The organism is Bryobacter aggregatus MPL3 (assembly GCF_000702445.1).
Lineage (GTDB): Bacteria > Acidobacteriota > Terriglobia > Bryobacterales > Bryobacteraceae > Bryobacter > Bryobacter aggregatus.
Window position 1 is genome coordinate 2078113 of sequence record NZ_JNIF01000003.1, and the last position, 12209, is coordinate 2090321.

12 protein-coding genes are annotated in these 12209 nt (G+C 58.3%); 4 read left to right on the top strand and 8 right to left on the bottom strand.

The window, feature by feature from the left end; genetic code table 11:
• The first annotated feature begins 66 nt into the window (after positions 1 to 66).
• Together M017_RS0109815 and M017_RS0109820 are read left to right on the top strand one after the other, a co-directional pair.
• Positions 67 to 1614, top strand: a complete 1548-nt coding sequence (locus M017_RS0109815) for an outer membrane protein assembly factor BamB family protein (protein WP_031497685.1) — start codon at positions 67 to 69, stop codon at positions 1612 to 1614.
• Positions 1615 to 1641: 27 nt separating this feature from the next.
• Positions 1642 to 3084: a PQQ-binding-like beta-propeller repeat protein gene (locus M017_RS0109820; protein ID WP_031497686.1), complete on the top strand. Its 1443-nt coding sequence runs from the start codon at positions 1642 to 1644 to the stop codon at positions 3082 to 3084.
• Positions 3085 to 3136: 52 nt separating this feature from the next.
• On the opposite strand, the gene M017_RS0109825 is transcribed toward M017_RS0109820, so the two are convergent.
• From M017_RS0109825 to M017_RS0109840, 4 genes are all read right to left on the bottom strand, one after another.
• Positions 3137 to 4168, bottom strand: a complete 1032-nt coding sequence (locus tag M017_RS0109825; RefSeq protein WP_051669781.1) for a YVTN family beta-propeller repeat protein — start codon at positions 4166 to 4168, stop codon at positions 3137 to 3139.
• A gap of 1 nt (position 4169) precedes the next feature.
• A complete protein-coding gene (locus M017_RS0109830; RefSeq protein WP_051669784.1) occupies positions 4170 to 4928 on the bottom strand; it encodes a carboxypeptidase regulatory-like domain-containing protein in 759 nt (252 codons plus the stop codon).
• On the bottom strand, positions 4925 to 5848 hold the full coding sequence (locus M017_RS0109835) for a cytochrome-c peroxidase (protein ID WP_202901635.1): 924 nt from the start codon (positions 5846 to 5848) through the stop codon (positions 4925 to 4927). The genes M017_RS0109830 and M017_RS0109835 overlap by 4 nt, the downstream gene beginning before the upstream one ends.
• A gap of 67 nt (positions 5849 to 5915) precedes the next feature.
• A complete protein-coding gene (locus M017_RS0109840) occupies positions 5916 to 6365 on the bottom strand; it encodes a tetratricopeptide repeat protein (RefSeq protein WP_162179875.1) in 450 nt (149 codons plus the stop codon).
• 79 nt (positions 6366 to 6444) lie between these two features.
• Here M017_RS0109840 and M017_RS27570 point away from each other — a divergent pair, with 79 nt between their 5' ends.
• On the top strand, positions 6445 to 6915 hold the full coding sequence (locus tag M017_RS27570) for a ComEA family DNA-binding protein (RefSeq protein WP_162179876.1): 471 nt from the start codon (positions 6445 to 6447) through the stop codon (positions 6913 to 6915).
• On the opposite strand, the gene M017_RS0109850 is transcribed toward M017_RS27570, so the two are convergent.
• Positions 6912 to 7832: a metalloregulator ArsR/SmtB family transcription factor gene (locus M017_RS0109850; protein WP_031497692.1), complete on the bottom strand. Its 921-nt coding sequence runs from the start codon at positions 7830 to 7832 to the stop codon at positions 6912 to 6914. The genes M017_RS27570 and M017_RS0109850 overlap by 4 nt on opposite strands.
• Positions 7833 to 7894: 62 nt before the next feature.
• Between M017_RS0109850 and ahcY the strand changes: the two genes are divergently transcribed.
• A complete protein-coding gene (gene ahcY / locus M017_RS0109855) occupies positions 7895 to 9322 on the top strand; it encodes an adenosylhomocysteinase (RefSeq protein ID WP_031497693.1) in 1428 nt (475 codons plus the stop codon).
• Between the two features lie 37 nt (positions 9323 to 9359).
• Here the strand turns inward: ahcY and M017_RS0109860 are convergent, their stop codons facing one another.
• The 3 genes from M017_RS0109860 to miaA form a co-directional block, all read right to left on the bottom strand.
• Positions 9360 to 10541: a tetratricopeptide repeat protein gene (locus M017_RS0109860; RefSeq protein WP_080507615.1), complete on the bottom strand. Its 1182-nt coding sequence runs from the start codon at positions 10539 to 10541 to the stop codon at positions 9360 to 9362.
• Positions 10542 to 10619: 78 nt separating this feature from the next.
• A complete protein-coding gene (locus M017_RS0109865; RefSeq protein ID WP_031497695.1) occupies positions 10620 to 10955 on the bottom strand; it encodes a hypothetical protein in 336 nt (111 codons plus the stop codon).
• A gap of 102 nt (positions 10956 to 11057) precedes the next feature.
• Positions 11058 to 12035: a tRNA (adenosine(37)-N6)-dimethylallyltransferase MiaA gene (gene miaA / locus M017_RS0109870; RefSeq protein WP_238325851.1), complete on the bottom strand. Its 978-nt coding sequence runs from the start codon at positions 12033 to 12035 to the stop codon at positions 11058 to 11060.
• Positions 12036 to 12209: the final 174 nt, after the last annotated feature.

Below are 12209 nucleotides of genomic sequence, written 5' to 3' on the forward strand. Positions count from 1 at the left end.
TTCCCTACTGTAGCGGCTAGGGGCTTGATATAAAATTCATGAACGACGACGTTGGATTCGATCACTATGCAAATACGAAATGTTCTTACCTTCGGCCTTCTCGGCTGCACGCTCATGTGGGGCGCGGAATGGCGCACCGATGGCGGCAATCCGCAACGCACCGCCTGGCAACAGAACGAGAAAATTCTCAACAAAGACAACGTAAAGGGCATGAAGCTTCTTTGGAAGATCAAGCTCGACAACGTGCCGCAAGAGATGCATTCGTTATTTGCGCCGCTGATTGTCGAGAACGTGCCCACCAAGGCTGGCAAGAAACAGATCGCCGTAGTGTCGGGAATTTCCGACAACCTCTATGCGATCGATGTCGAGACCGGCAAGCTGATTTGGAAGAAGCATTTCGAGTATCCGACGCCCGCGCGGCGTGGGCGCGAAGGCGACCCGCTCTGCCCGCCGGGAGCAACCGCCGCTCCTGTGATCAACGAGCCCACCACCAGTGGCGATCGCATCGTCTACATGCTCGCGGGCGATGGCAAGCTGCACTCCCTGAACGTTGCTGATGGAGAAGTGGTGGCGCCGCCCTTCCCGTTTGGCTACCCGAACGGCAAGCATTATTCGCTGAATCTCTGGAAGGATACGCTGTTCACCACTACTGCGCAGGGCTGCGCCGGCAACCCGAACCAGATCTGGGCCGTAAACCTCAAAGATCCGGCAAAGAAGATCATGACCTTCAATCCGAAGAGCGGTGGTCTGTGGGGCCGCAGCGGCGCGGCGATCGATTCGAGTGGCACTGCCTGGGCGCCCACCGGCGATGGCCGCTATGACCCCGACAACAAGGTGTACGGCAATGGCCTGATCGGCGCGGGCGTCGAAGGCAACGAACTGAAGCTGCGTGACTGGTTTGAGCCCTCCAACTGGATCTGGCTGCAAAAGCGCGACCTGGATTTTCAGGTGACGCCTGCCATCTTCCCCTTTAAAGACAAAGAACTAATGGTGACCGGGAGCAAGGAATGCCGGGTCTATTTGCTCGATACGAAATCTGCCGGGGGCAAGGATCATCTCACCCCGCTCGTACGCACTCCACTGATGTGCAATGAAGAGGTCGACTTCCAATCGGCGGGGATCTGGGGCAGCATGGCGAGCTGGCAGGACAGCAAGGGCACGCGCTGGGCGCTGACGCCTTTCTGGGGGCCGGTGCATCCTGATTTTAAGCCTCCGATCAATCATGGCCCGGTGCAACACGGCGCCGTTGTCGCCTTCAAGGTGAACGAAAAGGGTGGCAAGTACGAACTGAACCCCGCCTGGATCTCGCGCGACATGGATCAGGCAGAGCCGCCGGTGATTGCCAATGGTGTGGTCTACGCTTACGCAAGCGGGGAGAACACGCGGCAGGCCTATCCGGACAAAGGTCTCGCTGACTTCAGCCCGCTGCGCATTGCCGCATCCAAGCACGCCACGCTCTATGCGCTCGACGCCGAGACCGGCAAAGAACTTTATAACAGTGGGAAGGAAATCGATAACTTCGTCCACTTCGGCGCCCTTTCTGTTGCCAATGGCCGTGTGTACATTGGCGACTTTGGCAGTACCCTCTATTGCTTCGGCCTGCCCGGCAAATAGACGCTTCGATAATCCTGGAGACCGAACATGAAACATACTGCCTCACTGCTCTCGATTACCCTCGCTTGTGCCGCCGTGGCTACCCCGCAAGGCCGTCCTGTAGACTGGCCCTCGATTGGCGGCGATGCGCGCCGCAGCGGTTGGGAGAAGAGCGACATCCGCATCACCAAGGACAATGCAAAAGACTTCAAACTGGTGCTGAAGCGCAAGCTGGAGGGCCCCACGGCTGGGGCTCGCGCCCTCACGCCACCGGTCGTCATCGGCTTGCTCATCTCTTATAAAGGCTTCAAGGAGCTTGGCTTCGTTGCTGGAAATTCCGGCGACCTCTGGTCGATCGACGTCGACACAAACAAGGAGTTCTGGCACCAGCGTTATCCGGTGGCCAAGGGCGGTTCGGCGCTTTGCGCCGGCTTGGCCTCGGCGCCGTCTCTTGTGCCTCCTGCCGTATTCGGTGGACGCCGTCCTGCAGCGGGGGCGGTGCGCCCGGCCCAGTTGCCGGCTCGTCTGGGCGGTGGCGGCTTTGGTGGTCCACGGCCGATCTACTTTGTTGCCGGGGACGGCAAGCTGCGGCAGGTGAATACCTCGGATGGCAGCGACCGTTTTCCTTCTCTCGATTTCATGCCCGCAGGCTCCAAGGTCAGCAATCTGGTGATGACGGACAACACCGTGTTTGCTGCATCGAGCGGCAATTGCGGTGGTACGCCGAACGCGCTCTACGCGATTGATCTGGCCCAGGAGGAAACAAAGCCTGTCAGCTTCCCGCTGCCCGCGGGCGATGCAATTTCTGAGTTCGCGGTCGGGAACAACGGTATGGTGTTTGTCCAGACCAGCACACAGCTCTATGCGCTGAGCGGCAAGGATCTGCAGCGGAAGGCCGCCCTGACGCTCGGCAGCGCAAAAGCCACTGCCACGGTGACGGCGCCTACAGTGTTCGAATACAAGGGCAAAGATCTGGTCGCTGCCGCGCGGGATGGCAAAATCTACCTGATCGATTCCGAAGCGCCAGATGCTCCCATTGCAACTTCAGCGCAGGTGGGCAACATTGGTGCCGGGCTGAGCACTTGGGAGGATGGAGACGGAGTTCGTTGGATTGCCGCTCCTGTGCATGGGGCGGTCAGTACGGAACTGAAGGCTGCGGCCAGCAATGGCGCCGCTCCCAATGGTTCCATCGTGGCTTTTCGGATCGAAGACAAAGGTGGCAAGCCGGAACTCGTGCCTGCCTGGGTTTCTCGCGATCTCAAGGCGCCTGTGGCCCCGGTGGTCACCAGCGGCAACCTCTTTGCTTTGTCGACGGCAGGGCGCGCCGTGCTGTATGGCTTTGATTGGGCGACCGGCAAAGAGCTGTACTCGAGTGGGGCACAGGTGACTGCGCCCGGGAGTTTGACGGGACTGACTCTCGCCAATGGGCGCGTCTTCTTTACGACTACCGACAATACTCTCTACGGCTTCGGAATCTTCCTGGAGATCTAAGCGCCGGTCTTAAAAGGGGGCTGCGGCAATCGCTGCAGCCCCCTTTTTGTTTTTAGGGTTGCAGTGTAATCACACCCCACGGGGAACCCGCGAGCTTGATTTTGTTGGTGACGGTTTTCGTGGCAAGATCCACCACAGAGAGGTCATTCGACGGACCGTTGGCGGAGAACAGGGTTTTGCCGTCCGGCGAAAGCGCGATACCCCAGGGCCGCTTGCCCACTTCAATCGTTGCGTCCACTTTCCGTGTCGCCGTATCGAGGATGATGACCTGCCCGCCGCGTCCCGTGCTGACATAGAGCTTCTGCGCGTCTCGCGAGAGCAGCACGGCCATCGGCTTGATCACTCCAGGCTTGCCGAGTTCAATCGTCTCGACAATAGCTCCCTTCGCCGCATCGACAAGCGTGACCGTCCCGTCGTTCTCGGCATTGACCCAGGCCTGTGTACTGTCGGGCGTAAACGCAATGGAACGCGGACGGCGGCCCACTGGAATCGTCTTCACGACGGTGCGTGCCGCTGTGTCGATGACGGCCACCGTGCCGGCATCCTCTGAGGTCACCCAGACGAACTTGCCGTCAGGCGTCATCTGCACACCCTCCGGCTCGTCTCCGGTCTTGAAGGTAGCAAGCACCTTCTCCGTGCTCAGGTCGAGCATCGAGGCGCCGCCCACATCCTCATTTGAGACATAGAGGTACTTGCCGTCATGGCTGATGTCAAAGTTCTCCGGGTCTGATCCGCTATGGATCACCCGCAGCAACTTGTTCTGTGCGACATCGAAGACGCCAATGCCATCGGCACTCTTATCAGGAGGGGGCAGCGTACTCTCGTCGACGCCCGGTCCTGCGATGGGCGACCCGCTCAGCGCGACATAGATGAACTTGCCGTCCGGGCTTGCGTGGATGCCGCGTGGCCGCTTGCCTAATGGCACGGTCGCGATCACTGCCATCGTCGCGGAGTCAATCACACTCAAGTCGCCCGAGACTTCATTGGTGACATAGATGCGATAGGCCGCAGGCCCCTTCACTTCCTTGCTACAACTCGCCAGCAGGAACCCGAATCCCATCGCAATGGTGGATCGACGATTCATTTCACTCTCCCTTGAACTTAAAGTTCACGCTCATCTTAACGGATGGCGCGACTGTTACCTTCTGTTCTTGCCACCCTAGTTTTTCATGCCAGGCCGCCACTGTATATTCTCCCGGTGGCACATTCAGAATCTCGAAGTTTCCGTCGCTGCTGCTGATGGCAAAGTAAGGATGATCCACCACCGCGATCGAGGCATGCATCCACTTATGAATATTGCACTTCACCGGGATCACCACCTCTTGTCTGGCAAAGCGCCGCACGATGGGTTCGTCGCCTGGCCCCTGGCTCTGGTTCCATTCCCGGTTCACTTGCGCCATTGGATGGATGTTGTGTGTGACGGGGTCTGAGTTCGTGATGCGGAGAGGTTGTTTGGCCTGGATGCCAAGGACCCTGGGGCCAAACCAGCAACCCTTCTGGTCCATCACTGCCGGTGTTGCTGGCGGTGCAAAGATCTTGCCTTCCAGGCCGGTTTTCAGATAGACGAAGGTGTTCGAGAGCCCCCCTTTTTTATCGACGGCGATCACCTCGTTGGTCTTGGGATGTGCGGCATTCATGCGGGCGCAATCCTGATCCTGATCCATCTGGATGGGAGTGGCGGCAGGGCGCTTGCCGCTGAACTCTATCCTGCCTGTCAAGGTTGCCGCTGTTGCTTTGTCCACGGCGAAGTAATTGGGCCTCGATGGCGCTGCGGTCTTGGGAGTTGGGGCGGGGCTGCAGGATAGCAACAGACCAGCCGTGGCTGCAGTGGCGAGAATCTTCATTTGCTCGGTAGGTCTCCATTGAGGGCTTCGAGGAACTGGACGAGGTCATCGACTTCGGCGCTGCTCAGTCCCAGCGGCTTGATTCGTGGATCGAGATGCGGACTGGAACTGCCGCCGCCGTTATAGAAATCGACTACGGCACGCAAGCTCTTGATGCTTCCATCATGCATATAAGGCGCGGTGAGCGCGACGTTGCGTAGGGAGGGTGTCTTAAAGGCTCCGCGATCGGCATCGCGTTTGGTCACTTCATAGCGGCCCAGATCTTTCGGTTCTCCGTCCTCATCGAGACCAACGCCAAGATTGTGGAAGAGATGATCGGTAAACAGCGCATCTTTGGGGCCGATCAAATGGCAGGCTGCGCAATTGCCCTTGTTGGGGTTTTCAAACAACGCGAGCCCCCGGATGGCGGCTGCACTCATTGCGGACTTGTCACCCCCATAGCGATAGCGATCGAAGGGCGAAGCGCCGCTCAGGAGGGTCCGCTCATAGGCGGCAAGCGCGCGGCGTATCCGGTCGATATCGATGGCTTTGCTGCCGAAAGCTTGCTCGAAGGCGCTGGCCAGCGCGGGATCGGCGCTGAGCTTCCGGACACTCACATCGTGGCTCTGATTCATCTCTACCGTGTTGGACATTGGTCCCCCGGCTTGTTCTTCCAGGCTGTTGGCGCGTCCATCCCAAAAATGCAGCCGCCCATAAGCAGAGTTGAGAAGGGAGGGTGCATTGCGGGTGCCGGTCTTTTGATTGACGCCCAGCGACAAACGCCGCCCATCGGCAAAGCCAAGTGACGGATTGTGGCAGGACGCACAGGAGAGCGTATTGTCTGCCGACAGACGCGTGTCAAAAAAGATTTTCTTCCCCAGTTCTACCAGGGCCGGGTTGGCCGGCGCCTCAACGGGCGGGAGGCCAAGCGGGCCGGGCACCTGGGCACTTCTTTCACCGCACGATAGCAGTAAGAGACTGGTAGCCAGTAACGTGAATCTCGTCATCCTATTGTTGGGATGCGGGCTTCGGTTTCCAGGTTTGTGCCAACTGTTTCGCTTCCTTGAGCTGCGCGGGGGTCATGTGGGTAGCAGCGGCGTCCCGGTATTCCGCAATCGATTCGGAATCGGCGCCAGTGGCTCTGTTGGTGGCCAGCGAAAGCCAGAAATAAGCCTGTACTAGATCCTGTGGCACCCCCTTCCCAAAGCGGTAGAGCAGCCCCAGGCTGGCCTGGGCAAAGGGATCGCCTTGTTCAGCCGAGAGACGATACCAGTGACTGGCTTCGGTAAAGTCCTTCTTCAGTCCGCTACGGCCTGCCTCGTAGTTTTTCCCCAGCGTAAACTGCGCGTCGGCGTCGCCTTTGGCCGCACGCTCCCGCAGCGGGGGCCTGCCCGGAGGAGGGCCTTCCTGGGCATGGAGCAACGACATGGCTAGCACCAACAAAGAGAGGCTTTTCATAGGCTGGAATCCTGTAAACATTATCTACCCGCCTTGCGTCTCCAGTGAGCGGGAGACTTGATAGAGAATGAAGAGAGAGATGAAGTTTTTCCGCCCTATTTTCGCTGCCGCCCTTTCGCTGGTTCCCGTTCTCGCTGACGATAAGCCGAAGCTCCCCGAGGGCCCGGGAAAGGCGACAACGGAGAAAGTGTGTGGCTCTTGTCATGGCGTTGGAATTTTCGTCAATCGCCGGGAGAGCCGCGAAGGCTGGAACGGCATCATTGAGGACATGATTCATCGCGGGATGAAGGGCGAGGATGAAGAGTTTGGCGAGGTGTCCGATTACCTCACGCAGTTTCTCTCGAAGTCCACTCCCGGCGGCAAGGTGAACGTCAACCAGGGCAGCGCAAAAGCGATGGTGAGCGCTCTGGGCATTCCGGAAGCGGATGCCACTGCGATCGTGAAGTATCGCGTGGCCAACGGCAAGTTCAACAGCCTTGAGGATGTCCTGAAAGTGCCCGGCATCAATGCTGCCGCGCTCGAAAAACAGAAGGAAAAGATCGACTACTAGTTCGGCTTGTCCGCAGTGACAAGAATGGTTTCAAAGAACGGGGCTTCGGCTTCGCGATGGACAACAGCCAGATCGAGGTTCTTGAAACGAGCCTTCTTCAGCATCTCCGCCAGTTCCACTTGCGAGAAGCCGAGCCAGACATCGGCATAGAGCTCGCGGGCTTCTTCATAGCCGTGACGGTTGAGGTCGAGGATCATGAGTTTGCCGCCCGGCCGCAGTACCCGATATGCTTCTTTCAGCGCGGCATGCGGGTGAATCGCATGGTGCAGGCTCTGGCTGAAGACTGCCAGATCCATCGATCCATCTTCCAGTGGAATCTCTTCAAGATCCCCCAGGCGGTACTCCAGATTCTTGACTCCCGCCTTTGCCGCCGCCTCCTGCCCATAGGCGATCATCTGTTCGGAGTTGTCAATCGCGACAACCCGCTCGGCGCGTTGTGCGAGCAATAAGGAGATGGTGCCTTCACCCGCTCCCACGTCGACAATCCGCATTGGCGGCAGCAGTTTGAAGGTCATCTCCGCCAGCGCTTGCCAGGAGCGTCCCGGCACATAGTCCCGGCCAAAGCGCCCGGCCAGCCCATCAAAATAGGCGCGCATCCGGTCTTTGCGTTTCTTCAGCACCAGCTTCAATCCGATGTCGTCAGAAGACGCTTCCGGCACTTGCGCACCGGCCTGCTCAACAAGATTCGTAATGGTCCGGTCGCCGGTGAAGCGGTAGAGATGCTTCTGTCCGCTCTTGCGTAAATCCACCAATTCGGCCTGTTTGAGCTGAGAGAGCGACATGGAGATGCGGCTCTGGCCCATCCCCAGCACTTCCTGGAGCTCGGCGACGCTCAGTTCTTCCTGGGCCAGCAGCCGCAGCAGGCGGAGACGCGATTCGTCACCGAGAAGCTTGAGCGATTTGAGCAGATCGGCCATGGCGTGCTCTCAGTCTATCAATGAATCATGATGAGCGTGTTTTCCTATGCTATGATTCGGGCATGTCAGCTACCGCAACCACACTTGCGTCCGAATACAAGGTCGCCGATCTTGGCCTCGCCGACTGGGGCCGTAAGGAAATTTCCATTGCCGAGCACGAGATGCCGGGCCTCATGTCGATCCGTGGCAAGTATGCCAAGGAGAAGCCGCTTGCTGGCGTCCGCGTCACGGGTTCGCTGCACATGACGATCCAGACCGCAGTTCTGATCGAAACGATGGTCGATCTCGGCGCTGACGTGCGCTGGGCAAGCTGCAATATTTTCTCCACGCAGGACCACGCTGCGGCCGCCATCGCCGCTGCTGGCGTGCCTGTCTTCGCCTGGAAGGGCGAAACTCTCGAAGAATACTGGGACTGCACCCTCAAAGCTGTAGCTCATCCGGGGGGCAAGGGGCCGCAGTTGGTGATCGATGACGGTGGCGATGTGACGCTCCTCATCCACAAAGGCTATGAGCTCGAGAACGGTTCCGATTGGGTGAACACGCCTTCCGGCTCACACGAAGAGAAGGTCATCAAGGACCTGCTCAAGAAGGTTCATGCCGAGAACAAGAATTTCTGGGCTCCGATCGTCGCCGAATGGAAGGGCGTCAGCGAAGAGACCACCACCGGTGTGCATCGTCTGTACAAGATGCAGCAGGACGGCAAGCTGCTGGTCCCCGCCATCAATGTGAACGATTCGGTGACCAAGTCGAAGTTCGATAACCTTTACGGTTGCCGCGAGAGCCTGGCTGACGGAATCAAGCGCGCCACCGACGTGATGCTTGCTGGTAAGGTCGCCGTGATCTGCGGTTACGGCGACGTGGGCAAGGGTTCGGCGCAGTCTCTGCGTGGCATGGGCGCTCGTGTGATCGTCACCGAGATCGATCCGATTAACGCGCTGCAGGCTGCGATGGAAGGCTATCAGGTCACCACGATTGAGGAGACCCTGGGCCTTGGCGACATCTACGTCACCACCACCGGCAACGTGGACGTGATCACTCTCGACCACATGCGGCAGATGAAGGATCAGGCCATCGTCTGCAACATCGGCCATTTCGATAACGAGATCCAGGTGGACAAGTTGAATGCCGAGAAGGGTGTTACCCGCCTCAACATCAAGCCCCAGGTGGACAAGTACACCTTTGCGACCGGAAACAGCATCTACATGCTGGCGGAAGGCCGTCTCGTGAATCTCGGCTGCGCCACCGGCCATCCGAGCTTCGTGATGTCCAACAGCTTTGCGAACCAGACTCTTGCCCAGCTCGACCTGTGGAAGAAGAAGGACGAGTATGCGGTCGGTGTCTACACCCTGCCGAAGCACCTGGACGAAGAAGTGGCCCGTCTGCACCTCGAGAAGATCGGCGTCAAGCTCACCACTCTCACCCAGCAGCAGGCCGACTACATCGGCGTGCCGGTGAATGGCCCCTACAAGGCCGACCACTACCGCTACTAAATCAATTCAACCCCTGGAGCCGGTCCTCGTGACCGGCTCATTTCTTTTTCGGACTCATCAGCACTTTCAATTGCTGGTAAGCGGCATCCTCATAGTCGAGCTTCAAGCGCTCGAGTCCTGCGAGTTCCTCGCGGGAGATTCCTGTGGTAGGAGGGCGCAGACTTCGTCCCAGAAGCTTGGTGGCTTCCTGGTCCTTGGGATCTCGATCGAGAGTGGCGCGGAATTGTTCTGCAGCCTCGGCATTGGCCCCGCGCGATAACAGCGCAACACCCAGATTGAAGTGATAGACCGGGTCCTTATCGTCGCCTTCGAGCGCGCGGCGAAGATTCTCCACTGCCTCCGGCTGGTTCAGCCGGAACTGCGTGACGCCTAGATTATTCAGCACCTCGCTGAGCGGAACTTCTTTGCTTACCCGTAGAAAAGCAGCTTCGGCTGCTCGGAATTCATTCATGCGGAACTTTGCGATTCCCAGCATGAAGGTGGCGGAGCGGTAGTGCGGGTCCCAGTTCTTCACCTTCTCGAGCTGGAGAGCGGCGCTGGGATTATTATTCCGGAGAAAGAGCAGCCGGCCGTACTGATAGGCGGCCTGGCTGTAGCGTCCATCGAGCTTCAGCGCCTGCTGAAAGTACCGCTCCTGGGCATCGGGGTCCTCGGCCAACAGGCCGCGGACATAGTTCTCGAGCGCGTCCACACGAATACTGGTGCGGGTGAGGCGAAACTGCTCTTCGCTGGGCGCGGATTGCGGCGCGGAGTATTTGAGCACCTGCCAGGCCAGATGGGATTGCAGGGTGGCCAGATCCTCAAGGGGTCCGGTTTCAGAAAAGGTGCCTCCCTTGCGAAGGTCGCGCACGTTGATCGTCTGTGCCGCCAGTTTGAGCGTCCCCATGCCCGCGCCTTCGCTTGCAGCCATCTCGAAGGAGCCAAATACCACTCGATCGGCATCAAGCGACTCAGCCAGCTTCAGAATGCTCGCACGGGTCCATCGCGTATTCGGCTTGAGCGCAAGCCGGCGCTCTCCCTCTTTGCGATCCTCACGGTCGACAACCAGAATGCCTTCCCGGGTGAGTGCTTCCGTGATGGATTCGGCTGCGGATTCCCCAATCCAGTTCATATTGGGCTTTGCAGTCAGATTCGAGAGAGGAACGACGAGCCAAGTGTCCGCGTAGGCGGCGGTTGTAAGCGCGGCCAGCAAAAAGAAAGTGGCCGGTATCCTATGCATCGCTATCAGCGTAGCAAAGCAGGGATACCGGCCTTGAAATTGGAAAGAGATGTTATTTCCGGCTCGCCGGCCGTTTACTTAGAGTCCGTTTTGAACGGAGCCGAAAATGAGTTTCCGGTTGGTGCCACCGAGACGGATTTCCTGCACCTGATACTTGCCATCGGCGCTGTTGTAACGCACGGAGGTGGAACCAAATTTTGAATCGGCTGTTTCCACTTTAACGTTGGCTTCGACCTTCTGCTTGCCCTTGGTAATCACAACTTTGTCATTTGCCACTTCCATCCGGTAATCGCCGGGAGCCAATTCGGTCCCGTTTACCACTGAGGGCTGGAAAAGCGTGATGTTGTGCTTTTCTGCTGCACTCACTACCATCAATGCGGCAGCGGCGAAACTCAGAATGAACTTCTTGGTCATTTGCTTGCAATACTCCTATTTCTGATCTGTCCCCAGGTCAATGCCATGTGTGAGGAGGGCTTGTGAAGCTGCTCACTCATCGCACATCTATCCATACGAAGCTCAGCTCAATTCGTTCCGTGGAGTAGAAGATTTTTCGATGGCCATCGAAAGGAAATGGGCCAAGGCGGATGCCGCGCGTTGCTGGATGGCGGGCTCATTGCCAAAGCCAGAGAGCCAAATGATCTCGGGATCGCGGCGGAACCAGGTCATTTGCCGCTTGGCATACTGCGAGGTCCGGATGGTTGTCTCTTCAATTGCGGCCTGGAGTCCCATCCGCCCATCCAAAACAGCTTGTGCCTGCTTGTAACCAACCGATTCCATGGCCTTGGCCTCAGGGCCGTAGCCGAGCTCGCGCAATTGTCCGACCTCGCTCAAAAGCCCTTGATCAAACATCAATTGGCTTCGTTTCGCAATCTGCGCCCGTAGTTGGGTCCGGTCGGGCCAGAGCCCTAGTTTTAAGACACGAAATCCCTCAAGCTGGCCTCGTTGCCGTTGGTGTGCTTGCGTCAAGGGCTGGTTTTCGTGGATCGTCACTTCCAGCGCCCGGATTAATTTATTGGTGTCATTGGCATGAATCCGCGCCGCGCTGGGGGGATCCCAGCAGTGCAGGATTCGATGCAAGGACCCAGCCCGCCGCGCCTCCAGCGCTGCCAGACGATCCCGTAAGACACTCGATCTTTCAGGACCAGGGAAGAGGCCTTCCAGCAGGGCTTTCAGGTAAAAGCCTGCGCCTCCTGTCACAATCGGGAGATGTTGGCGCTCTGTAATTTCACGCAGAACCAGCCGGGTCAGGCGTGAGTACTCTCCGGCTGTAAATACTTCCGAGGGCGTTCGAATATCAAAGAGGTGATGAGGGACAACCGATCTTTCGTCCAAAGCCGGCTTCGCCGTGCCAATATCCATCCCTTTGTAGATTTGCAATGAATCACAATTGACGATTTCGCCGTCAAACTGACATGCGAGGTGCAGGGCTAGCGCAGACTTGCCGCTGGCCGTAGGACCGACGACCGCCAGCAGCGGGGATATACTGTTAGTCAAATCGGGGAGCGCCTCCAGCGAAGGACCATTTCATGCAGAAGTCAATGCGAATCTTGTGGGCTGCAAGCCTAGCCGTAATATTCGCCCACGCGTCGTGGGCTCAACAGGCCAGCCCCGCCAGTGCGGCGAAGACAGACAAGTCTGGTGCCTATTTTAACTATTCGATGGCACACA